Annotated in this window: 21 protein-coding genes and 1 tRNA gene; 9 read left to right on the top strand and 13 right to left on the bottom strand. The window is 53.7% G+C overall.

All coding sequences use genetic code 11. From position 1 onward, the window contains the following. The first annotated feature begins 163 nt into the window (after nucleotides 1-163). The 7 genes from AB4O36_RS16260 (at nucleotide 164) to AB4O36_RS16290 (ending at nucleotide 5,950) form a co-directional block, all read left to right on the top strand. Nucleotides 164-1,648 (top strand): hypothetical protein, encoded by a 1,485-nt coding sequence (locus AB4O36_RS16260; RefSeq protein ID WP_460139724.1) that lies wholly within the window; start codon nucleotides 164-166, stop codon nucleotides 1,646-1,648. A gap of 1,691 nt (nucleotides 1,649-3,339) precedes the next feature. Then, complete coding sequence (locus AB4O36_RS16265) at nucleotides 3,340-3,543, top strand: hypothetical protein (RefSeq protein ID WP_460139725.1); 204 nt, start codon at nucleotides 3,340-3,342, stop codon at nucleotides 3,541-3,543. Then, the gene (locus AB4O36_RS16270; RefSeq protein ID WP_460139726.1) at nucleotides 3,540-3,728 is read left to right on the top strand and encodes a hypothetical protein; all 189 of its coding nucleotides are present in this window, start codon (nucleotides 3,540-3,542) and stop codon (nucleotides 3,726-3,728) included. The genes AB4O36_RS16265 and AB4O36_RS16270 overlap by 4 nt, the downstream gene beginning before the upstream one ends. After that, entirely contained in the window at nucleotides 3,712-3,909 is a 198-nt protein-coding gene (locus tag AB4O36_RS16275; RefSeq protein ID WP_460139727.1) for a hypothetical protein, read from the top strand. Before AB4O36_RS16270 ends, AB4O36_RS16275 begins: the two co-directional genes overlap by 17 nt. 2 nt (nucleotides 3,910-3,911) lie before the next feature. Next, nucleotides 3,912-4,412, top strand: coding sequence for a hypothetical protein (locus tag AB4O36_RS16280; RefSeq protein WP_460139728.1), 501 nt, complete (start codon nucleotides 3,912-3,914; stop codon nucleotides 4,410-4,412). Between the two features lie 521 nt (nucleotides 4,413-4,933). After that, nucleotides 4,934-5,149, top strand: a complete 216-nt coding sequence (locus AB4O36_RS16285) for a hypothetical protein (RefSeq protein WP_460139729.1) — start codon at nucleotides 4,934-4,936, stop codon at nucleotides 5,147-5,149. Nucleotides 5,150-5,215: 66 nt separating this feature from the next. Beyond that, complete coding sequence (locus tag AB4O36_RS16290) at nucleotides 5,216-5,950, top strand: recombinase family protein (RefSeq protein WP_460139730.1); 735 nt, start codon at nucleotides 5,216-5,218, stop codon at nucleotides 5,948-5,950. 620 nt (nucleotides 5,951-6,570) lie between these two features. On the opposite strand, the gene AB4O36_RS16295 is transcribed toward AB4O36_RS16290, so the two are convergent. The 5 genes from AB4O36_RS16295 to AB4O36_RS16315 form a co-directional block, all read right to left on the bottom strand. Then, nucleotides 6,571-6,822 (bottom strand): hypothetical protein, encoded by a 252-nt coding sequence (locus AB4O36_RS16295; RefSeq protein WP_460139731.1) that lies wholly within the window; start codon nucleotides 6,820-6,822, stop codon nucleotides 6,571-6,573. Between the two features lie 153 nt (nucleotides 6,823-6,975). Beyond that, complete coding sequence (locus AB4O36_RS16300) at nucleotides 6,976-8,181, bottom strand: hypothetical protein (RefSeq protein ID WP_460139732.1); 1,206 nt, start codon at nucleotides 8,179-8,181, stop codon at nucleotides 6,976-6,978. Between the two features lie 57 nt (nucleotides 8,182-8,238). Further along, nucleotides 8,239-8,982, bottom strand: a complete 744-nt coding sequence (locus AB4O36_RS16305) for a hypothetical protein (RefSeq protein ID WP_460139733.1) — start codon at nucleotides 8,980-8,982, stop codon at nucleotides 8,239-8,241. An 84-nt stretch (nucleotides 8,983-9,066) separates the two neighbouring features. After that, complete coding sequence (locus AB4O36_RS16310) at nucleotides 9,067-10,323, bottom strand: hypothetical protein (protein ID WP_460139734.1); 1,257 nt, start codon at nucleotides 10,321-10,323, stop codon at nucleotides 9,067-9,069. 403 nt (nucleotides 10,324-10,726) lie between these two features. Further along, the gene (locus AB4O36_RS16315) at nucleotides 10,727-11,143 is read right to left on the bottom strand and encodes a hypothetical protein (protein WP_460139735.1); all 417 of its coding nucleotides are present in this window, start codon (nucleotides 11,141-11,143) and stop codon (nucleotides 10,727-10,729) included. Between the two features lie 171 nt (nucleotides 11,144-11,314). Between AB4O36_RS16315 and AB4O36_RS16320 the strand changes: the two genes are divergently transcribed. After that, nucleotides 11,315-12,049, top strand: coding sequence for a hypothetical protein (locus AB4O36_RS16320; RefSeq protein WP_460139736.1), 735 nt, complete (start codon nucleotides 11,315-11,317; stop codon nucleotides 12,047-12,049). Nucleotides 12,050-12,206: 157 nt separating this feature from the next. On the opposite strand, the gene AB4O36_RS16325 is transcribed toward AB4O36_RS16320, so the two are convergent. Next, nucleotides 12,207-12,283: transfer RNA gene (locus tag AB4O36_RS16325), tRNA-Val, on the bottom strand. A gap of 183 nt (nucleotides 12,284-12,466) precedes the next feature. On the opposite strand from AB4O36_RS16325, the gene AB4O36_RS16330 reads away from it, so the two are divergent. Beyond that, entirely contained in the window at nucleotides 12,467-13,750 is a 1,284-nt protein-coding gene (locus AB4O36_RS16330; RefSeq protein ID WP_460139737.1) for an NAD(P)/FAD-dependent oxidoreductase, read from the top strand. Between the two features lie 26 nt (nucleotides 13,751-13,776). On the opposite strand, the gene AB4O36_RS16335 is transcribed toward AB4O36_RS16330, so the two are convergent. From AB4O36_RS16335 to AB4O36_RS16365, 7 genes are all read right to left on the bottom strand, one after another. Beyond that, a complete protein-coding gene (locus AB4O36_RS16335) occupies nucleotides 13,777-14,748 on the bottom strand; it encodes an XdhC family protein (RefSeq protein WP_460139738.1) in 972 nt (323 codons plus the stop codon). 1 nt (nucleotide 14,749) lies between these two features. After that, nucleotides 14,750-15,985: a c-type cytochrome gene (locus tag AB4O36_RS16340; protein WP_460116719.1), complete on the bottom strand. Its 1,236-nt coding sequence runs from the start codon at nucleotides 15,983-15,985 to the stop codon at nucleotides 14,750-14,752. A gap of 2 nt (nucleotides 15,986-15,987) precedes the next feature. After that, nucleotides 15,988-16,527 carry a (2Fe-2S)-binding protein gene (locus AB4O36_RS16345; protein WP_460116721.1) on the bottom strand — a complete coding sequence of 180 codons (540 nt, stop codon included), beginning with the start codon at nucleotides 16,525-16,527 and terminating at the stop codon, nucleotides 15,988-15,990. Continuing rightward, nucleotides 16,520-19,351 carry a xanthine dehydrogenase family protein molybdopterin-binding subunit gene (locus AB4O36_RS16350; protein ID WP_460139739.1) on the bottom strand — a complete coding sequence of 944 codons (2,832 nt, stop codon included), beginning with the start codon at nucleotides 19,349-19,351 and terminating at the stop codon, nucleotides 16,520-16,522. The genes AB4O36_RS16345 and AB4O36_RS16350 overlap by 8 nt, the downstream gene beginning before the upstream one ends. A gap of 338 nt (nucleotides 19,352-19,689) precedes the next feature. Then, on the bottom strand, nucleotides 19,690-22,107 hold the full coding sequence (locus AB4O36_RS16355) for a TonB-dependent siderophore receptor (RefSeq protein ID WP_460139740.1): 2,418 nt from the start codon (nucleotides 22,105-22,107) through the stop codon (nucleotides 19,690-19,692). 66 nt (nucleotides 22,108-22,173) lie between these two features. Then, complete coding sequence (locus tag AB4O36_RS16360; RefSeq protein WP_460139741.1) at nucleotides 22,174-23,118, bottom strand: FecR domain-containing protein; 945 nt, start codon at nucleotides 23,116-23,118, stop codon at nucleotides 22,174-22,176. Next, on the bottom strand, nucleotides 23,115-23,618 hold the full coding sequence (locus AB4O36_RS16365) for a sigma-70 family RNA polymerase sigma factor (RefSeq protein ID WP_460139742.1): 504 nt from the start codon (nucleotides 23,616-23,618) through the stop codon (nucleotides 23,115-23,117). Before AB4O36_RS16365 ends, AB4O36_RS16360 begins: the two co-directional genes overlap by 4 nt. Nucleotides 23,619-23,836: the final 218 nt, after the last annotated feature.

A 23,836-nucleotide genomic window follows, 5' to 3' on the forward strand; every position in this document is an offset into this window, starting at 1 on the left:
TGCTTCAGTGAGCAGACAGACAATCTGGAAACCTCCACGCGACCACCGATCCAAATTGGTGCCTTGCAAGGAGGTTTTTTTGCGTCTGCGATTTACCAAAACCAATTGGCAGCACCCCGAGAGGAATTGCCTATGAATTGAACTTAAAGAAGGAGAAATTAAGATGACCAGTATCGTCCCCAATAAAGTGCTCCACACCGCTGTATCCGCTCCGGGAGCGGGCAAGACTCAGGCACTCATTAGCCAAATTCCGTCTCTGCTTTCTGCGGGACGCTCCATTGCACTAGCACTCCCCACCCTCGACCTCACCGATAGCTTTGTTAGCCGTTTGCCAGCTGGCCTGCCTTACCGTGTCATCAACTCCACCACCTGTGATCACGTTGGCACGGAGCTGACGGCTGCATTGAAGACGAAGGCAAACCATCTGATTATCACGACACATCTGAGCATTTTTGCCGTACGACCAAATTTGCTCCATGGCTGGATGCTAGTCGTCGACGAACTACCGCCTGTGGTTGATTTTCCAGCGTACCCATTCGAGCCATCGGAGCTTGCTCAACTGTTTGTGAACGCAGTGGAGCGGGATGGACGTCTACATATACGGGACGGTTGTGCAGGTGCGATTGAAACATCATTGGCGACCTTCAAGGCTGTATCAGCAGGAGCAGACCGCACGTCGATGTTGAGCAAAGAAGGGGCTCGTATCTACGAATGCCTGAAGGATGGGCATCCAGTATTCATTGATTCCGAGATACCCAATGGAAACAGGTATGTTCGATCAGTAGTCGAGTCCAACTGCTGGGACACCTTTGCTGCGGCGGAAGAGGTGCACGTTCTTGCGGCCAGTGTAATTGGTAGTCTGTTCGATGATTTTGCTCAGGTGCATGGAGTCACATACGCAAGGTCTGATTTCACGCCAGCGTTTGACGGCTACACCTCCCCTGTCACGATCCACCCTGTCATGCCGAAGGGGCGAAACTACAGCAAATCCGCTGTAACAATGACTGCACATGATGGAAGTGCTATGGATCAGCAGAAGCAGGGAGAGCCTCTGGTGATTGATGACATTCTGAAAGAAATCCTCCAGCGGACCATTGGAACTCCGCTTCTGTTCAGCAACAAGTGGGCAAGCTTCAGATGGCTGCCAAGGGGAACCGTGCATCGCTGCTCAATCGACAGTCGCGGCTTGAATGATTATCAAGGCGAAACTGACGCCGTCCTCTTGTTTGGTGGAAATCCATCGCCATCCGATCAGCTCGCACTGGAATATCTAGCTGCAAAGTATGGTCGTGTATTTCGCCAAGGATTCATCGTCACCAGATTTTTGGAACCTAGCTTACAGGCAGCGACTCGGACAGCAATACGAGACAAAAGCAATACTAAGAAGATTCAACTATTCGTACCGGATGAGCGAGTGGCTGATTACTTTGTCTCCACGTACATGCCGAATGCCAAGATTGACTGGAGCTTGTCTGAAACCATCCCTGTCCATAAAGATCGCAGAACGACTGAAGACCCAAGGAAACTGCAAGTATTCGAACTATTTGGACAAGGCAAGAAGAATGTTGAAATTGTAAGCATCACAGACGCTCATCGAAACACCGTTTCGAATTGGAGAAAGGAATGGCGTTTAGCTCAGGCTGTTTGACACATAGCAATCCTGTAAATTCACCACAGTACGCTGGCAGTTCTGCACATTGATCCTAAGAAGCTTTTTAGGAAAGATGTGCAGTTTCACAAGTTCTCCTCCCAAAGTTTAATCTTTGGGCATTGAATATTTCTGGGCTAGCTCGCCCAGTGAGGCATTAGAGATAGGTAGAGAAAAGGATGGGGATAGACCCCATCAAACAAAGACATTACATCCTGTTGTACACAACAGAAGTACGCATTCAGAGTGATACTCTGAAATCAGATCAAAAGCATGGTGGGCTTCGCTTTCCCACATCTGTAAAGCATTCGCCTCCGGCTCACTTGCTGACACTGGTTTTATGGTTAGTGAAATTTAATCGATTGACATACTGATGTGATCAGCAGTGATGCGTAAGCGAATAAAGTGTTGACATTGCTTCTATGTGGTAACACGGGAACATTCTCTGAGAACATTCAGGGCAAGAGAACAAAGTGAACCAAGCATCAGTCATCAACATCACACCGTTGACGCTGGCGTGATTGCCAATCATGATTGATAGAGAGTGAATTGTTTGTAAATAGACAAATATGTTCACCCTTAAACAATACACTCGTTAAACAATCAGCCTCGATCATCTACGACCAAAACCAAATACATCATAATCATCTGCATGCTTTCCTGAAGCCCAACATTGCATGTCACTTCGAATAAATCCAGATCACACTTCCACATTTAAAAACAATGAAAAAAAGGTTGCATTTAGTTGCAACTGTATTGACTTATTTCAACTGACTTGATAGAATGGTAGATATATAGGAGAGAGCCAAACAACATCCTCATCACCACTCCCTCATGGTGCTACTGTTAGGTTATTTAGCCATTTCTCGACAGTATGTTGGCAACTCTCCTCCACTAAATTAAAAAGGTCATCCTCAACAGGTTGGCCTTTTTTATTGGCCATTCGGCAACATATGCAACCATTCAACCAACCACCTTACCAATATCAAGGAGGCACATTTATGCGCATTAAAAATTGTTTGAGCTGTAACAAAAAAATGATTAACAAACGGTCTCATATCAAAACATGCAGTTCAACTTGCAGGGTCCGTATCTGGCGATCTAGTCAAAAACAACACATTCCTTTGAAGTTACTTTTCACAGTTCAGCACTTTGAAAGCTTGCGGCTTGTAGCGAACAATCTTGGATTGACTGTTGATGCGCTTGTGATGAGTCGTGCACTTGGGACACCACCGACCAGAAGCTGATAACAGCTGTAATTACACCTACTTCCATTGTAAATCAAAGGAACTTAATTCAACGAAAATAAGGAAATACCATTGAGCAATTACCTCGTACTGCACACGCCATCACAACTGATCAAAGCTGTTATCACAACATCTAATATACCCACACCAGATCAACATCACACCTTCCATGCTGCTTCAAGCACTGTACTGGATAAGTACTATCGGTTGAAGTCAAAGGCTAATCGTAATGGGACTCTGGTGTCCGCTGGTGAGCTCGCAGCCATTAGCCCCTCGTTCCTGAGTTCACTGGTCGAAACCGGATAAAAATGGCGACCCCTAGCTAGGGTACAGGGTACCTGTTTTACCTCGTCTACAAGCCACATAAACTGGGCATGTAAAGTACTAAATCAACCATATGCCAGCCTATTTCTACAATTAACTCTTCAAAAGGAAAAACCCACAATGAATATAGTGAACTTACTCACTACGTACGAGCTTGAACGTCTCTTGGCGATTCAGCAAATTAAACATTACATTTACGTCAAGCAGACAGCAGCCGCGATAGGTAATAAAACAGAATACCGTCGCGCCACTGACATCATCGACCAACTGACAACAGAACATGGTGTTTCAGCACTGCACCTAGCTCAAGAGGAATACAAATGACAACTGAAGAGAACCAAGCACAAGCACTTGAACGAGAGATTGCACGACTATTAGATATTGCTAACGAGCGCACAAGAGTTGACGCAAAGATAGAAGAAAGAAGAAAGAAGAGCAGCAAGGCAAGCAGAAGCACTTGTTCAAAAACAAGCGAAAGAACATGTACAAGCAATGTTGAAAAATCCTGATCTGAAGCATCAAGCACAGTTGCAACCAAGTCAAGTAACGCAACAACCAGAACAACCAAAGCAATTGACTAATCGCTTTGAAGAGCAAATTGCCGAGGTTAACAAACTGCTCGCTAGCATTCCCGGTGGCAAGCCCATTACCAAGATCAAAGCACGTATCTCACAACAAACGAGGAAGTAAACATGACCAATACCACTACCGACATTAAGACAGATAAGATTATCGTACATGGCGTTCCACCAAAGTGGGATGATGCAGAGTTTGAAAGCCGTGTAGCAGGCTGGATTCATGTGTATCACAACACTACGCAATCAATGACGTATGTCACAGCACCATTGTCGTATGATTTCTTGGAACTGGTATCAGCAAAGACTGCTGAAGGCCACCGTATTGCACGCAACCAATTTATCAGTTTTGAAGCACTCAAATACGGTTGCTGGATGATCAAGCCAGAAGCAATGCAGGCTCAGGACATTGCTGAAATTCGAGTGAATGAGAAGACGAAGTATGTTGAGTTTCTTGAATCTGAGCGTGCTCGTTACCAAGACATGGTACGTCAACAACTCATCCAGTCTGCCGAATTGAAAGAACAAAAGAAAATTGAGGACGCGAAAGCAAAACGACTGGCTGAAATCGATAAAGAAGTTAATGAATTGTTCAAGCCTTTAGATATCCCAGCGTAACAACCAAGTACACGCTGCAAGCCCCTACAAGCCTTTCTGAGAGCTTTTACAATGTCACCAACACATCACTACCCTTATCAGCCTCTGTTGCGCTAACCGCGTCACAGGGGCTTTTTCACATCTGCATTATAGTCACCATTTGCAACAGGATTAAATCAGGTGATGAATCACGGATCACAACAGGATCATCCTGGTCGTTCATGTGACAACTTATTGTGCAAACAACTGCTCCAGCCCGCATTTTTACAGGTGTCTGAGCAATTCAGGTTAAGCATTCCCGTAACATTCTCTGCAACTTCATCACAGGTGAAAGCAAAACAGGTGAAAACGAGAGGAAAACGAGTCACCAGCCAACGCTGGATGATCATCCATCACAGACCTTTGCACAAACGGCGTAGCAATGCCGTCACAGGGTGCTGGCGTTAACCATGACGGTTTGTCGATCTCACGACAAGTTCCGATATACGTCATTTAGTAACGTCTAAGCTACGATCTTTGTTCACCCATCAAGGACGACAGCCATGTCAGAACAGAACGAAGCTATAGCCAACGCCCTAGAGCTGCTGGTGATCAGTCAGAACGGCATTGGTGCTGCTATCGAAGAACTCGCCAAGTGGGTGGCTGAACGTGGCTCTGTGGATGTGCCAGACAACGCCGTGTCAGCGTTGCAAGTCCTCGACTCAAACGCCGAAGGGATCGCCAGTGCGATCAGACTTCTTCGTCAAGAACGGCTATAACAAACCTAGAACGACCGTTCATGCCATGTTACATTGGTTTCCAGACACACTTTCAGGAGCCAAGACATGACCACCACCAGCACCATCGACGTAGTGAGCTACTGCCGCGTTTCGACTCGGGGGCAGGGTGAGTCTGGTCTAGGTCTTGAGGCTCAACTTGAGTACATCAACCGTGCAGCCCAACAGAACGGTTGGAACATCGTCGGTGCGTTCGTGGATGTCGTGTCGGGTAAGTTGGCTATTGAGGATCGTCCAGAGGGTGCCAAGGCTTTGGCAATGTGCAAGGAATTGGGAGCCCAGTTAGTTGTTGCCAAGCTGGACCGGTTGTCCCGTTCCGTTCACCACATCGCCCGTCTGATGGAGCAGACAGAGTTCAAAGTGGCAACCATGCCCCACGCTAAGACATTTGAACTTCACCTGTTTGCAGCACTAGCCCAACAGGAGCGGGAGTTCATCAGTCAACGTACCAAGGAAACTCTGGCAACCCTCAAGAAGCGTGCTGATGAGGGTGACATCCAGTCTGCCGAGAAGATCGCCCGCCGTACTGAAGCACTGGAGAAAGGCCGCACCAATGTCAACCGGGCCAAGGGGAATGTGGCCATTCAAGAGCGTTCAAAACTGTGGCTGAAGTCAGTACGCCCACACATCACTGAGTGCCTGCACGACAACGGCAGTACTCTGCAACAGGTGGCTGATTGCCTGAACGGCAAGGGCATCCCCACAAGCCGGGGCGGTAAGTGGTCTTCAATCCAAGTGAGTCGAGTAATGAAGAACCTTGGACTTCAGTTCTCTTCGAATTAAATCGCCCAGCCCTCACTAGCCAACGATAAAGGCTGAGTGCGTGCAAGACACTGGTATTCATCTAACACACCACATACGCGATCCTGAGAAGGATCAGGGGATTTGGCGAAGATGTCGGCTGGTGGTCATTCACAGAAGTCCGTGGCGTTAATTATGTCGGATCAATATCCAGATATATTCACTCAGGGATTTTGACCACTTGAACATACGGATTCGACTTGAAATCGAGATTACAAAATAGGGGGTGGACTTTACTCAAGGTCACGTCCAGTGCGCCTGACATTTTACACTGCCACCATTGGAATGCATCTACAGCAGCACGCAGTGAGTTTTGTTAAAATAGAACTCTGTTACAGCGGAGCGTGTGCAGGCCAGACCAGCCCGAAATAGAAAGCGGCACAGGTTGTTGCGTCTTTGAGGACCAAACCCCAGCACATAGAGATAGCGCACACTCTATAATGAATGGAGCCTGTGGAGAGGCGGTAAGATGTTGCCGAGTGTGCTGATTGCCCGAATGAGAGGGGTAAGCTGACATCACGTGTTAGTGAATGGAGTTCAACTACAATACGCTGCTACCAAACTCCAGTTCTGAGAGGTACCTCCTAGTGAAATCGCTCTACTCACTGCTTCATAGGCAATAGGTATAACCCTATAGCTACCTTTGCGACCAAATCATCACACTCATTCTCATCCAGAGTTGTTTGAATGCTCACGATGCCATTGTCATCCATTGAGATGATTTCATCGCCATCCTCAAAGAGGCTAACCACATCGGTGTAAAATAGCCCGATATTACGCTCTTGTTCTTCCTTAGAAAGCTCTTCAAAGGTTAGCCCGCTTTTATAGTAGGATGAGTACTTGTAGGTATTCATGGGTAGCTCTCATGATGTTGGTTTTGGCTGAGTTTACTCACGTATCTCTCATAGGGCAATAACTAAAATACCATCACTATTATATTTACCATCGAAAAATCAAGCAAGTACGGACAAGGGAGATTTACTCGGCGAGCAGAGTATTTTTCAGTATCACTCAACTGGTGAAAGTTCGAGTTCTGCAAATTCACTTTCGAAGAACAAAAAGCCCTCAATGGCTCTTGTAGAAAAGAGCACTCCCAATTTACTCATCTTTTCGTTGTATCCAAGGTCGCGGTGGCTCATGAGCATTTTAATGATCGTTTGAATATCAGGTCTCAGCAATGAGATTAGGTAAGAAATGAAAGTTTTCACCGCAGTATAGTTGTCCTCAATGCGCTCAAGTTTAACGCTTTCTATCGAGGTGCCAATGGTGTCTTCCCACAAGTCGCCGTATTCGTACTTCACGGGTGTTTTACCATTGAAGTACACCTCGCCAATCTTAAGCTTGTTAACGTTGAAATTTCCGTGCAGAAGATCATTCCTATCGCTCATCAGTTGATAGAAATTCCTACATGCCCTGTGCGTATGGTCAACCTCTTGTGCGAATCCTTGACAGTGGACATGCAAAAGATTGAGCCTGTTTGTTATTGTGTCGGATACGATGCTTTTGTATTTTACGTCGTCTTCTTTGATTTCTTTTTTGGCAAGGCTAAATATTAAAAGATTGATGAAAGTCTCAGCCAATACAGGCAGCATACACCGCACCCCAAAAGCGAGTCCTGTGCCAAAGGTGTATTTCTCCGCCATAGCAGAGAAGCGTTCAGAATAGGTTTTCAGTTCCTCCATAGAAGTAGGTGTGTGTACCTTGTCGTTGGAAGGCTGTAGGTTAAGCTCGCGCAGCTTTTTAATTTGTGTCTCAATGGTTGATTCGATAGTTTGATATGGGTTTACAAACTCAGTCCACTTCTCAAGCTGAGTGCGTATCGCTTTAATTTGCTTTCCGTATTTTTTTAGATCATCACGTATCTGAGAGATCAGATTTTGCTTAGTAATCGCAGGGCGGTTGAAGGTGCCCAGTAGGTGAACCTCTGTTCGAAATAACTGCCCTTGAATCATGACTAGTCCGTCATCATTCATGAAGGACCACTCCCAATGCACGAGGTTATTAGAAGAGTCGCTCTTCAAGAAGTTCATGAATCCATTAGGCGGTCCATACTTTGCGTATAGATAGCAATACATATCAATCGGCTTTATTTCATTCTTGAGCATCCACCCCCTGAAACCTTTGGGGTATTTCTTTTCTGTCAAAATTCGGGCCAAAAACGCCGGGTGGATGTAGTCTAGTTTTAGAAAGTAATTTGAATCGTCGATTTCCATCCAGTTACCCTCGCCAAGTGCACTTGAGACTTTAGATATCTAGGCAGTGCCATAAACTCAACGCCGTTCTGATTGTTCAAGAAAACGCTTAGCACCAAAGTATCTTAGATTGATAACGCCAGCATTAACCTCTTCCGCTAAAGAATCTAACTCATCTGGTTCGTCTATCTGCCAGCTTGCAAATCTGTAAATTACGAATACAGAGATTCTATCTATCGGCTCCTGCCTACGCCCCTCAGCCCACCTATCCCAATCCATTTCATAAAAGTAGGTGGGTTGCATTGTGCTAGGGTTGTTGTCGGGATTGAGCAAGCTGCTAAATTTTGAGCGCACTACTTTCTCTGCTGCTCTGTAGCTTTCTCGCATACTATCGCTCTTAATTCTCTTTGATAAGTTTTGTGCAACAATGATCAATCTTGCTGACTCCAGCCATGCAATTCTATTCCTGTACAAACCACCATCATCGGAGCTTTTCAGCTTCCCATATGCTTCATTCAAACACTCAAGAGACTGCTTAGCGTACACTTCATCGTCTCTAATTTCTTTCTCTTGGGCTATGCCATCAAGCTGGGCAGAAATTGTGCGGGATTGGATGACAATTGTGGTAATTACACCGACAAACCCGAAGGCAGAAATCAGCGATGAGAACACACCCCCGAAATAGTCTCCAAACACACCCCAGTTACTTGGCTCAGAACTGAACGATGATCCGGCAAACTGAATAATCCAAGGTGCCAACACTACGGCTAGGCTCAGCCCCATCAATAGTGAGATGAGCCAGATAATTTTTTTTGTATTCACTGCAAACATCCTGTTATGCCCCTCTACTCAAGAACCTGAGCCGTCGCCCACCTTCCCGAAAACAACCTGAGGACAGCATGAAAATCAAGTAATTAAATTATTCCACTGCTGCCTAAAGCCCTCAAAAATATTATCCCGATCATTATTATAAATTCTCACCAGCTCTTCGACATCCTTATCCTCTAAAACAAGCATATACCCCCTTTTATCCTTGGCAGTATCTTTGCATCTCTGCAACAAAAGAGCTCTATCCTCAATAGACCGACATACCAGAATACCAACCTGCCCCCTACTTGGCCCAAACCTAGAAGACAGTTGATCAACTTCAGGGTTACCGATCTCCTTCCCGTAGTTTTTGCATTCAATAAATATCAATGGTGCACAGTAGTGAAGAGACAGCCATGCAAAAAAACCACTCTTTGCTTCATTGCTATACGTAATATCAACCCGTTTTCGACCTTGGTGTAAAACGGCCTGTTTTTTAGGATTACAAAGGGAAGGATAGAAAATAACCGAGAATATTTTTTCGATAATTTTTTCGTAAGCATCGGCATCATTTCTTCCCGGAGCCAAGGCTTTCATCTGAAGCACCAGAGTGTTCAAGTCAGGAAGTTCAACCCCCTCAACCTCTGAAAGCTGCTCATGAGACAACGGCGAGGAAACATTATTTCCTTTGTACTCTCTATATTCATCCAAAACTCTAGGACGCAACTGGGTCTCCCTTACAGCAGCCAACTTATCACGCCCATACTTCTCCATCAGAGCCTTTTTAGTAACTCGCTCGCTACCATTACTCAGAACCTCTACAAGACTCGACCTTGCGCTCAGATGCTCTTGCTGCATTTGAGGAAGCAAATAATACCGATAATACTCATCAAACTTATAGCTAAGACGCTGACGGACTAGAAGCTTAGGAACCAAAATCACCTTTCCGTAAGGTGTAATTGGCAATGGAACAAGAGCCGTTTCCCATCTCCCCTTCTCCGCATTCCATATAGGACCAGAATCTACATCAGGAGTTAAAGGAACACCGTAAAAAGAACACATATCCTGAGTATATCTAATAAGCGGGCCACGCAAAATATTGCACACCGCATCAGATATCATGTCCGTCCCTATACCCGGAATTAGCAATGCAGTGTCTTCAAGGTCTCTCAGCAGGCCAGTCTTTACAGCATCACTTTGACTGAGGGCACCCCAAACGCTCTTAGCCGATCCGCTACCAAATCCATGACCTCGAGACTCGTTTGCCGAGTAACCCAAGTGAAACTCATTTCGTTCATTAAGCGACGAAAGCAGCCTTTGTGCTTTATCATTATTGCCAGAGCGAATTAGCGTCAACACCTCTTCAAAAAAGTCTGGAGAAGTGACGACAATTCATTTCCCCATGGGCTACTTAATGACTTTATTGCGCTCGGCTCCAAAAAAACGGGCACGTCCGTATCCAAGCGAATATCGACAAAGTCTAAATAGGGCTGCGTAAGACCAAGTTGGAAGTGTTCAGAAAATCTCATCATTCCCTCGATGCCAAGTGAGCCAAGGACTGACAATACCGGGAATCAAGGCATTTCGCTATCAACCTGAACCACCCCCACCAGCCACACCCGGCAACATCACCACCGCACTGAAACGACTTGATATGAACGCAGACGCCATCACCACAGTCATAGAAAAGCTACGTCAGAATCATCAGTAGCCCATGGTAAGACAGAAGGGATTGGCACGCTTTGCGATCCACCTCAATTCAGAAATGCTCGCACCAACCGAGAAACGCTTCGTCGTTTTGCAGGAAGATGAAGGGCTTTCTGTCGCCCTCGTAGTACTCATTGATCGTCAGTGCATAGATGCTTGAACCGACTCCCGCCCCCTGATCCTTCCGCATGGTCGCTACGGCCTTGTAGCTATTCTCAGTCGATCCGTAGTCAATGACTTGTGGGTCGGTGACGTAAGAATTCTTCAGAGCTCCCGCCATCAAGCCAGTCCGCCTCTCTACGGTGAATTGCTTGCCGATGTAGATGCGGTTTATAGGCTTCTCTTTTGCAGCGACAGTGCTTTCGATCGTGCATCTATAATCCATTGACGCCCACGCATTTGTGGTCGCTGCCAGAGTCAGCACCACAATCGCCCTGACTCCTATTTTCATACAGATCATTGCTTCCACATACCTTCTATTAGGATCATCTGTGATGATGACTTGCTCAATCCAACCACGAGACTACTAGTGGCACCCCAATCAGCCGGAGCTTACAGTCCGCCTTACCTCCCACACACCTAACCCACCTCCGACGGAGTGTTAATATCATTCATTTACGCTACCAGAAGGGTGTGAACGGTGGATTCAACGCTAGATGATGGGGGCGACTTCAAGAAAGCCCGTGGCTTTTTACTCACCTATTCGGCAGTGGTTTTGGCGCTATGGTTCTTCGGTGCAAATCTAACCGCCTTCAAGCTTATGGGCACGGAAATACATCTTGAGCATCGCACGAATAGCGTTTGGCTCGTGCTTGCCTGCCTCAACATCTACTTCTGGTTTCGATTTATTCAACACATACCAAGCGGTGGCTTTCGTTTTGACGAGGCCATGAATCAGCTATACGACAACTCCTTAAGAAAGGCTGCCGTCTGGAGAAAGCATTTCGAACTGAAAAAAAGCGTTCAAGCCATCCACACCGAAAAGCACTCACCGAACGAGAAGACAAAATTCAATCGTGGGCACGCCTACCTGACATGCTACGAACGACTGAAAGAGGATCGTAGAGATCAACCGGAGGAAGAATTTGAGCTGCATCATTACAGCAGGGAGAGGCGAACAGAGATGCGAATTTCAGCCCACTACCACTACACCAGAGCCGGGGAATGGGTAAAGTTTGGAGACAACGCCCCTCTTGATACATACGTACCCAGCAAGTGTTTTACTTGGACAGTGAAATCGTATGTGACGCTGAAAGGTGCATTCATCACCCCATGGTTTACCAACCACATCACTCCACTGCTAATTGGCGCCATAAGCACCTTGATCGCCCTCTGGAATTGGTGGCAGGTCAATCACCCCTACACCTTAAGCTAACCCCCTCACCGTCCAGAATGAGCTGATATCGGCGTTCACATTGCCCAGTGTGAACGAAGCCTATATTTTGTGAACGTTCTGCATGAAATTTGAAGCACAAAAAAGGGCTCACCTTTCGGTGAGCCCTTTCAGACCGCCCAGCAGAGCGGATTTTGTTTGGTAGGCGCGATTGGACTCGAACCAACGACCCCCACCATGTCAAGGTGGTGCTCTAACCAACTGAGCTACGTGCCTGCTGTGAGGCGGCATTCTACGGAAATCCGGAGGGGTGTCAACACCTTTTTTCGCGCTAACCCTATGAATATGCAAAATTTTTAATTTCGTTGCGGCGCGGAAGCATTTGAGGTGGCTGGCGGTGGATTTTCAACTCGGGTAGGATCGCTGCACTCGTTAAATTTATTAAACAGAGGCTGCAGGATGGCGAACACCCCCTACCCCGAGTCCTATTACGCTGCGTCGGCCAATGCAGTTCCCCCGCGTCCGGTACTGCAGGGTGAAATCGAGACTGATGTCTGCGTGATCGGCGCTGGCTACACGGGGTTGTCCTCTGCCCTGTTTCTCCTGGAGAGTGGCCTCAAGGTCACAGTGCTGGAAGCGGCCAAGGTTGGTTTTGGTGCCTCGGGTCGCAACGGCGGCCAGATCGTCAACAGCTACAGCCGCGACATCGATGTGATCGAGCGCTCAGTCGGACCCAAGCAGGCGCAGTTGCTGGGGCAGATGGCCTTCGAGGGCGGCCGCATCATTCGGGAGCGGGTCGCCAAATACGATATCCGGTGTGATTTGAAGGACGGCGGGGTGTTTGCCGCGATGACGCCCAAGCAGATGGGCCACCTGGAGTCGCAGAAGCGCCTGTGGGAGCGTTATGGTCACACGCAGCTCGAGCTGATGGATCAAAGTCGCATCCGCGAAGTGGTCAATTGCGAGCAGTACGTGGGCGGCATGCTCGACATGAGCGGTGGCCACATTCACCCGCTGAACCTGGCGCTGGGCGAAGCGGTGGCCGTCGAGTCGCTGGGGGGTACGGTTTATGAACAATCGCCGGCGGTGCGCATCGAGCGCGGTGCCAACCCGGTGGTGCACACGCCCCAAGGCAAGGTGCGCGCCAAATTCATCATCGTCGCGGGCAATGCCTATCTCGGCAACCTGGTGCCGGAGCTGGCCGCCAAGTCGATGCCTTGCGGCACCCAGGTGATCACGACCGAACCCTTGAGCGATGAGCTGGCGCACAACCTGCTGCCTCAGGACTATTGCGTCGAGGACTGTAATTACCTGCTCGATTACTACCGCCTGAGCGGCGACAAGCGCCTGATCTTCGGTGGTGGTGTGGTGTATGGCGCGCGAGACCCTGCAAACATCGAGGCAATCATCCGGCCGAAGATGCTCAAGGCATTCCCGCAGCTCAAGGACGTGAAGATCGATTACGCCTGGACGGGTAATTTCCTGCTGACTTTGTCGCGTCTGCCGCAGGTGGGACGCCTGGGTGACAACATCTACTACTCCCAGGGTTGCAGCGGTCATGGCGTGACCTACACGCATCTTGCAGGCAAGGTGCTGGCCGAAGCATTGCGTGGTCAGGCTGAGCGTTTTGATGCGTTTGCCGACTTGCCGCACTACCCGTTCCCGGGCGGGCAATTGTTGCGCACGCCGTTTGCAGCGCTGGGGGCGTGGTATTACGGGTTGCGGGATAAATTCGGCTATTAACCAACACCACCCACCCCTGTAGGAGATCAGAGGCGATCGCGCGGGATGCCGCTGCGGATACGCAGAATGTCGGCCAGCACGGCCAGGGCGATTTCCGCCGGGGTCTTGCTGCCCAGGTTCAAGCCGATGGGCGCGTGGATGCGCGCCAGGTCGGTCTCTCCCAGCCCGCCGATCCGACGCAGGCGTTCGAAGCGCTTTTGCGAGGTTTGCAGGGACCCCATCACACCGATGTAAAAGGCTTCGGTACGCACCGCTTCCATCATCGCCAGATCATCGATGCGCGGATCATGGGTCAGGGCGACCACCGCCGTATCAGAATGACAGCCACCGTCGGCAATGAACACCGATGGCAATTGGCGGCGAATCTCGACGTTGTCCAGCACCACACCTTCAAGTACTTCATTGCGTGGATCACACAGGATCACCTCAAAGCCCAGCCCCACGGCAAACTCCGCACAGGCTTGCGCCACGCTGGAATACCCCGCCAGCAACAAGCGCTGGGCGGCACCGATTCGCAGGCGCACGCGGTCGATTTCCCGTTCGACACGCACGCCCTGCTCACGATCATCGAACAGGTTGCGGGCGCCGCTGGCCAGGTCAACTTCACGGATCAAACGACGTCGGCCCAACAGCGCCAATTCCAGCTCGCGCAAATGGCCCTGCACGTCGCAGTCCGGCTCGAGCTTTTCGACCAGCACGTCCAGCACGCCGCCACAGGGCAGGCTGACTCGCGAGCGCGGGTCATCACCTTCGCCGTAGCGCACGACACTGACCGCCTGCTCGAAGGCGCCTTCGGCCACGCGCCCAAGGAAATCCTCTTCGACACAACCGCCGGACAACGATCCGATCCACTGCCCTGCGGCGTTCACCGCCAGCAGCGAGCCGGGCGCGCGTGGCGCCGAGCCATAGGTGGCGAGCACCGTGCACAGCCACAGCTGTTGGCCAGCCGTCGACCACTCCAGCGCACGGCGCACCACTTGCAGATCCAGATGCTGCATGTCAGTGGGCCTTGTGCTCGAGCGCTGGCGCGTCGGCGCGCAGCTTCTGCACATCGCTCACGGCCAGGTCACTCATCTGCCCGCCCCAGCCCTGACGCAGGTAGTTGAGCAGATCGGTAAGCTGCTCGTGGCTGAGTTTTTCAGAGAACCCAGGCATCGGCTGCATATGTTCGAAACCGGAAAACTTCTGCTCGCCGATGCCGTCGTCGATCACCCGCACCAGGTTGCGTGGGTCCTCCAGGCGCAACGTGGTGTTGCCCCGCATGGCCACGGCAATGTGCGGCTTGCCTTCACCTTCAGGCGCATGACATCCGGCACAGACGTTCAAATATTCCTGACGGCCGCGCCGGGCACTCGCACCCAGCTTGTCCAGTGGCACATCGGTGAGCATCTTCGCTGCCGGTGGCTGATCACCCAGCAGAAAGGTGGCCATGGCCGACAGGTCCGCATCATTGAGGCCCTGGGTGCTGTTGTGGAACACCGGGAACATCTCGTTGAACATCGTGCCCTGGGCGCTCATGCCGTGCTTGAGGAACGTGCTCAGGTCCTGATGATTCCAACCACGCGCCGCCAGATCAGTGGCCAGCAGGCTCGGCGCCAGGTAGCCGTTGAGGACGCCGCCCGACAGGCGTTTGTCCTGCTGCATCGCACCGGGCAACCCGCGTGGAGTGTGGCATTCACCGCAGTGACCGAGCACGTCGACCATGTACTGGCCGCGCTTGAACGCTTCGCTCTTGCCTTCAACAGGCGAGAGCTTCACGTCCTTGCCGTACATCAGGTTCCAGGCAATCAGGCCCGGACGGACGTTGAACGGAAAACTCAGGCGGGTGACCGGCGCGGCACGCTCGATCGGCTCGACGGTTTTCAGGTAGGCGTGGATCGCGTCCGAATCTTCACGGGGCATCAGGTGATACGAGGTGTAGGGCATCGCCGGATACAGGTTCGCCCCGTCGCGCCGCTTGCCTTCGGTAAGCGCGGCGAAAAATTCGTCATCGCTGTAGAGGCCGATGCCGTGCTCCTTGCTTGGGGTGATGTTGGTGCCGTAGATGGTGCCGAATGGCGAGACGATCGGCAGGCCCCCGGCATACGGCGCCCCACCCGGCGCGGTATGACAGGCCATGCAGTCAGCGGCGCGGGCCAGGTATTCGCCGCGCTTCACTTGATCGCCCGCCTGCGCCAGCAACACAGGCGCAGCCAGACCGACCGCCAATGCCAGGCGGGTCAGTAAATGGTTCATGCTTAACCCTCCTTGACCAGACCGAGATCGGTTAAAACGTTGCGCGTCGCGTTGTAGTAACGCACGTACCCGGTGCAACGGCAGATGTGATGACCGAGGCTGTCCTCGATGACTTTCTCCAGTTGGCTCTTGACCGTTGGCTGGCGCTGCAGCTTCTCCACCAGCACTGTCGCCGCGTTGACGAAACCGGGAGCGCAATAACTGCACTGGAAGGCGAATTCGTCCACGAAACGCTGCTGGACAGGGTTCAGCTCGGTGACCTTGCCCTGCTCGTCGCGGGTCGCGTGGCCTTCGATGGTCCGCACCTTCTTGCCTTCGAAGTAATGCGCGCCGGTGATGCAGGTGCGCACTTCCTCGCTGGTGCCGTCGGGGTTGTCGACGATCACCACGCAGGCGTGGCAAATGCCCTGGCCACAGCCCAGGCGCGAGCCGGTGAGGTTCTTGTATTCGTGCAGGTAATCGATCATCGGCAGGTCATCAGGGATGTCCACTGGGCCGACGGATTGACCGTTGAGGGTCAGTTGAAGCGGACGGTTAGCCATTGAGGGCCTCCTTGATGCGTGCAGAAGTGATAGGCAGGTCGCGAACCCGCTTGCCGATGGCGTGGGCAACGGCGTTACCGATGGCACCGACCACCGGGATCATGACGACCTCGGCGATACCCTTGGACGGATCGCTTGGCGACAGCGGTGGCAGGATCTCCGCCGTCTGCTTCCATACCGCGACGTGGCGTGCCATCGGCAGGCGGTAGCGGTTGAAGTTCCAGTCCCCCTCCCCCGGCCCGCCTTCGTACAACGGCATCTCTTCCATCAGCGCATGGCCGATGCCCATGGCCGTACCGCCTTCGATCTGCCCCTTGACCAGCTCCGGCACCAGCACACGACCACACTCGACCCACGAATGGTGGTTTAGCACCTGGACTTCGGCTGACCCCTTGTTCACTTTCAACTCCACCAGCGTGGCAACCGGGCTGTAGTAAGTCACCGCCGCGTTGTTCAGTTGCGTGTCCGGGTAGTGCACGTTCTGGCGGTCGAGCAAGTGGAAACCGGCGCTATTCATCTGCGCCTTCTTCGCTGCCGGCGCGCCTTCGCCGTACTTGACCGCCATACCGTCGAGCGGCAGGCGCTCGCGAACGCCGTCAATGCTGAACTCCGCCTCGGCCCAACTCCAGCGGTTGAAACCGTGCACCGTGGCGCCCGTCACCAGTCCGCGCTCGTGGGCACGTTTGGCCAGTACCTCGAACGGCAGCGGTTCCATACCGTTGGCGGTGAGTTTGCCGTCGACCCAATGGGCGTCCTCGCGACGCACGACATACGGGTTGGCCTGGCCGCCGTAAGGACCTTGTCGCCAGATTTCCAGCGCAGCCGGCCACAAGCCGTGGTTGAACAGCACACGCGCCGCTTCACGGGTGGCGTGACTGAAGTAGTAGGCGGAGTTGGTCGCCGATGAGGCCGAGGCGAGCTTGCCGACCCAGCGTGGATTGCGCAGCAGACTGTCCTGCTCGGCCTGGCTCATGATGTAAGGGTTGCCGCCGGTGACCAGTTGCATCTCCTTCCACTCGGTTTCGCCGGTCTTCACTTCGTGCGCCGGGTTACCGAGGAAGTCGGCGACCACCATGGCTTGTGAAGTGGACATGCCGGTACCGATCTCGATGCCGATGTGGCGCAGGCTGATACGTCCCTCAGCGGTGAACTCGATACTGGCCATCGGCGCTTCGGAACCTGTGCCGAAGTCTTTCTGGCAGATCGCAAAACCGACGCCGTACCAGTTATCCGGGTCGGCGGCTTCGCGCTGTTGCTTGATCGCATCGCGGTTTTTCCAGACCTCGTGGGCGGCAGCCTTGTCGAGGATTTCGTGCAAGCGCAAGGCCCCCGCAGGAACCGCGCCCTGGGTGTTCTTCATGCCCGAGCGCAAAGCGTTCTTGCGGCGCAGTTCAATGGCGTCGATGCCGAGACGGCCGGCAATTTCGTCAACCATCATTTCGGTGGACGCCATGCTTTGCAGCGTGCCATAGCCACGCATCGACCCGGCCTCGACGGCGCGGGAATGGTAGGCAGTGACCTGCAGGTCATTCTGCGGCATGTAGTAGATCGACTGCGCTGCGGTGGCGCCAACCGCCGCCACCGATGGGCTGTAGTTGACCCGGCCACCGCCGTCGACGCTCATCTCGGCGCGGAAAATCTTGAAGCTGTGATCGGTCTTGTCCACCGCCAACTGATAGCGGATGTCGAACGGGTGGCGCTTGATGCCGCTCTGGAACTGCTCGTAGCGATCGTTGGCCAGGCGCACCGGCACACCCGCGCCATACAGCGCGGCGAGGGCCGCGTAGTAGACGAAAATGTTGTGGTCCTTGGAGCCGTAGCCGACCGTGTAGCCAGGGTGCATGTTCAGGTTGGCCAGGCCGAAACGCGACGGCGCGATCATTTTCGCGGTCTCGGTGGCGGTTTCCAGCGGGCATTGGGTGGCGACCACAAAATGCAGGGTCTTGGTGGCCGGGTCGTACCAACCGTTGCCGTTGTCCGGCTCCATCGCGGCAGGTTCGATCGACGGGGTCTTGTAGCGCTCGTCGAACACCAGCCAGTTGTCCGGTGGCGTGTCGATCTGCTGCTTCATGCGTTCGGCGTAAAACAGTCCGCGCTCGGTCAGGTCGCCATGCAGGTTCGGTTGGGAATTCCACACCGGGCGGCGATTGCGCAGCATCGGGAACAGGATCGAATCCTTGAGGCTGGCGAATTCGTCTTCGTCCGCTGACGTTGCACCGCCCACACGCACGTAACGGAAGCTGCCGTACGGATCGCCTTCGTAGAACGGCACCTGGGCGCCGTAACGGATGGCCTTGTCGTTGAACTTGAGCTTGGCCTTGGCCTGGCGGAAACGTTCGAAATCGTTCCAGATCAGGATCGCCACCGGGTGACCGATGAACATCGGCACCTTGCCTGTCGGCAGCAGTGGATCGGGCGCGTGCTCTTCCGGAAAGACGATGCCGTCCTTGACGAGGTCGTCGGCAGTGACAATACGGTCGGGCTGCAACTCGGTGCCAAGCCACGACAGGTCGTAACCGTCGTAGATGCGATCGGCCTTGATGGTTTTCAGAAGCATGGCGTGGCCTTGCTGCAGCGGCCAGCCCGGCATGTCCTTGGCGCGGATATCACGGGCAAACACTTTACTGCCGCAGACCTTGGACAAGGCATCATTTCGGGCGCGCGCCTTGCCGTTGCTGCCGAGCCATTGCTCGGACGGCACGGTCACGCTGTTTTCCATCAGGGCCGCCAGAGCCTTACTGCTGAGAGGCGTAAGCGTGACGCTCACGCCCGCCACCAGCCCGCCCTGAAGGAACGAGCGCCGGGAAATATCACGGTTGGACATGGATCATCCTCTGGGCGGTTGTGGATCCGCCCTTTTGGTTATGTTCTGGGAATCTCGGGTCGTGCAGGCGCCCTCCTGACGAAGCAGAGGGTCGATAGACAGTGCAAAGCTGACCGAAAGGTTAACTTTATAGGCTTATGCACTTTTAGAAAACAGCTTGATACGAAAAATCTGACCAAAGAATCAGAAATTTGCTGAGAGGGAGTGTTTTGAGGACGGTGGGGAATTTAAGTCCGCTCCTACAGGGTTTTGTGTCATCCACACATTTTGTGATCGACTACGCCCCCTGTAGGAGTGGACTTGTCCGCGATAACGTCAGCTCGAACGATACAAATCCATCAGAAATCTACGGTCGCCGACAGCAAATAAGTCCGCGGCGTAGACAAGGTCAACCCCGGTTCGCTGTCATCCGAAGCCCCGGCCGAACTCCAATACCGCTTATCCGCCACGTTCTCGACATTGGCCCGCAGTGTGATGTGCTTGTCTTCAACCTTGAAGGCATAACGCGCGCCCACGTCGAACCGCTCCCAGGAATCGATTTCCTTGACGTTGGACTGGTCCAGGTATTGCGAGCTGGAATAGATGCCACGACTGGTCAACGTCAGGCCCTCAAGGTTCGGTACGTCCCATTCGGCCCCCAGATTGACGTTGTATTTGGGCGTGGCCGGCGCACGGTTACCGTCGAAGGTGCCGTTGGTGGTGTGGGTCAACTCGCTGTCGATGTACATCACTCCGCCGAGCAGGCGGAATCCCTTGAGCGGCTCACCGAACACACTCAACTCCACACCATCGTTCTGGCGCTTGCCGTTGGGCCCGAAGACCCGAGTGGTGGCATTGGTCTCGTAGGCCGGTTGCTTGATGCGGAATACCGCAGCGGTGACCGCAAACGGGCCGGCATCGTATTTGGCGCCGACCTCGACCTGGCGGCTGACAAATGGCGGGAAAATCTCGTCTTCGTTGATCGAAGTCGACGGTGCGATCTTGCCCTGGCTCAGGCCTTCCATGTAGTTGGCGTACAAGGACAGCTTGTCGGTGGCCTTGAACAGAATCCCGCCCGACGGTGAAACCTTTTCCTCGTCATAGGCGGTGTCACCTTTGACATCGTCAGACCAGTCGTCAACTTTCACCCGCTGCCACCGGGCACCCAGGGTCAGCAACAAACGATCATCGAAGAAGCCCAGCGTGTCGGACAACGCCACGCCGCTGAAGCGGTTCTCGGTGTAGACCTTCGAATCGAGTCGCGTCGGCCGTACAGGCGTCGGTGTCACCACCGGGTTATAGAGATTGCTGTTGCCCGAGGCATAGCGAGCGCCGCCGTTTTCGAAGTCCATGTAGAAATAGCTGGCCGCCAGGTTCACCTCATGGCTTACGGCACCGGTGTGGAACCAGTTGCGCACTCCGGCTGTGGCAGTGCGAACATTTTCGTCACGGGTGAAGTCACGCGGCTGAACGGTAAAATCGCCCCGGTTGTTGGTCACCGAAACCGCATGCCGGAGGAAATCATGGTGACTCTCGCGTGCCCCGACAGCGCCATAGAGCATCACGGAATCGCTGACATCGAATTCGCCGGTCACCGTACCAAAGGTGTCATTGGTGCTGGCCTTGCTCCAGGGCTGCGCATAGTTGTGGCGCACATCGTTGGCACTCGGGACCTGCGCATTGACCCCGATCTGCACCCGCTCCTGCGGCGCATCGGTATCACGCTCGGTACGCCCGATGTCGGTCGCCAGTCGCAGGCGCTCACCGCGAAAATCCAGGCCGAGCACGGCCATTTCGCGATCGACATTCTGGTTGTCCCATTCGGTGTCGCCCGATTGCTTCACGCCGTTGAAACGCAGGCCGAACTTGTTGTCCTCGCCGAAGCGCCGGCCGATATCCACAGCACCACCGACCTGGCTGTCGGACGCATAGTTGCCGGTGAATGACGTGATGGGTTTGTCAGTCGCACGCTTGGGCTCGACGTTGATCCCTCCCCCCACTGCACCGCGCGGCGAGATGCCATTGATAAGCTGGCTCGGGCCTTTGATGATGTCGACGCGATCCGCCATCTCCATGTCGATCGAATAGGTCGGCAGCACGCCGTAAAGCCCGTTGTAGGCAACATCGCTGTTGAACAGGCTGAAGCCGCGAATGGTGAACTGCTCGTAACGCCCGCCCGCCGGGTTGGTGGCGCGCACTGAAGGATCAGTGGAAATCAGGTCACCCAAGGTCCGCGCCTGAGTATTTTTGACCACCTCACTGGTGTAAGTGGTCATGCTGAAGGGCGTTTCCATGAAGTCCTTGGAGCCCAGCAAACCTTGTGAACCGCGACGCGCGACCTGGCCACCGGCGAACACCTCGCCCTGCGCGCCATCCGCGGCCCCGAGAATCGAGGTCGGCGCCAGCTGCAGGCTGCTGCCGTCGGGTGCGGGCGTGAGAATGTAGGCTTGCTCCCCCACCGGTTGCAGTTGCAGGCCGGAACCCTGCAACAGCCGGGCGAAGCCCTCCTCTACAGCGTATTCACCCGAAAGCCCGCTGCTGTTGCGACCACTCACCAGCGCCGGGTCTACCGAAAGGTTGACGCCCGCCAAGCCGGCGAAACGGGTCAGCGCATTGCCCAGGCTCCCGGCCGGCACCTGATATTGACGGCGGGCGCCGTCTTCAGCCCAGCTTGGAGCAACGAACAACGCACTGGCACTCAGGCCCAGCATCAGGCTCAGGTGCAACAACGGACGCAGACGGGAGGAAACCGGGCGCGGGAAACAAGTTGCAGGCATCGGAATTGCTCTCTTGATCATTCACATGCCTTGAATGACCAGCGAGCCCGCAAAAGGGGACAGGCTTTACACACTATTTTTGCGCGGCAGCAAGGTGACCCAATAACGGGTACGCGAGTGCACCTCCAACGGCAGGCTGGCGGCGAGCAACGCGAGGACACGATCGGTGTCGTCCAACAGGAAACTGCCGGTCACCCGCAGCTTTTCCAGCTCCGGATCCCAACGCAGGATGCCGGACCGATACAGGCCGAGCTCGCGAAGGAAATCCCCCAGCGGCTGGTTGTTCGCCAGTAGCACGCCTTCGCGCCAGCCCGGCGCCAGCGCGTCGAATGGCGCAATTGCTCCGGCGCCCGCCGCTTGCAGGCTGACCTGTTGACCGGCGCGCAAGGCCAGCAGCGGCCCTTGCAAAGGCTGCAACTGCACAGAACCGTCGAATACCGAGACCCTGCATCCGCGCACGTCCTGACGCACACAGACCTCGCCCTGACTGACGATCACGTTGCCAAATCGAGTCTGGATCGTCATCGACACCGAACCCGGCGCTTTCAGCGACATCTCACCTTCGATCAATTTCACCCGGCGCGCCTGCACATCCACGTCGACGGCGCTGGCGGTATTGAGTTGCAGGGAACTGCCATCGGCCAATTGCACTTTCCTGCGCTCACCGGTGGCGGTGTGCAGGTCGGCACGCCAGACGTCCAGCGGCAGTTGCCGACTGATCAGCCAGGCCGCCGGCACCAATGCCACTGCACCCAGCGCGCGCTTGAGCACCACACGTCGTCCGGGGTCAGGACGATCCAGGCTGCTCATCGCCAGCGCGGGCGGCAAGTCGGCGAAACGCTGGCGCAACGCTTGAGCCTTCTGCCAGGCGTGCTCGTGAGTGGAATGAGCATCGCGCCAGCGCTGCAGGTTCGCCCGGTCCTGCTCATTGGCCCCGCCCGATTCCAACAACGCGAGCCATTGTGCGGCAGCTCGCACGGCCTGACGCGGATCCACCGCCTGGCTGTTCACAGGTCCACCAGCAGGCAATGTTCATAGGCTTGCGCCATGTAGCGCTTGATGGTGCGCTCGGACACCTGCAAACGCTCGGCGATCTGCTGATAGCTCAAGCCTTCGAGCTGGCTCCACAGAAATGCCCGGCGCACCGCCCTCGGCAAGCCATCAAGCAATTCATCCAGCGCTTGCAAGGTTTCCAGCAGCAGCCAGCGCTGCTCGGGGGATGGTGCGCACTCTTCAGGGAGCGGCGCCAGTGCGGCCAAATAGGCCTGCTCGAGGCTGCGACGCTGGTAGAAATTGCTCAGCAGGCGTTTGCCCACGGTCAGCAGATAGGCCCTGGGCTCCTGCAGGTCGGCGATGCGCTGCGAGCTGGCGAGCACGCGCAGGAAGGTATCCTGGCTCAGGTCGGCCGCATCACAACCGTTACCCAGGCGCCTGCTCAGCCAGCTTTCCAGCCAGCCGCGATGATCGCGGTACAGGTCGTGAAGGGTTTGCTCCTGCAGCACATCACTCATCTCAAGAAGCCCCGGGGGTTTCGCAAATGAGAGTGATTCTAATTAATGTCAGTGCGCCGTACCAAGCCCTTTATGCAGCGGATACGCATAAAATCGCACGGAGAAGGAAAAAGGGGCATAAAAGTCGAATTTCAGACACAAAAAACCCCGGTCTTTCGACCAGGGTCTTTGCTATCGGTCCGAAGTAAACGCTGATGAATCAGCGGCCTTCGTAGCAT

The organism is Pseudomonas sp. S2_E01 (assembly GCF_054668365.1).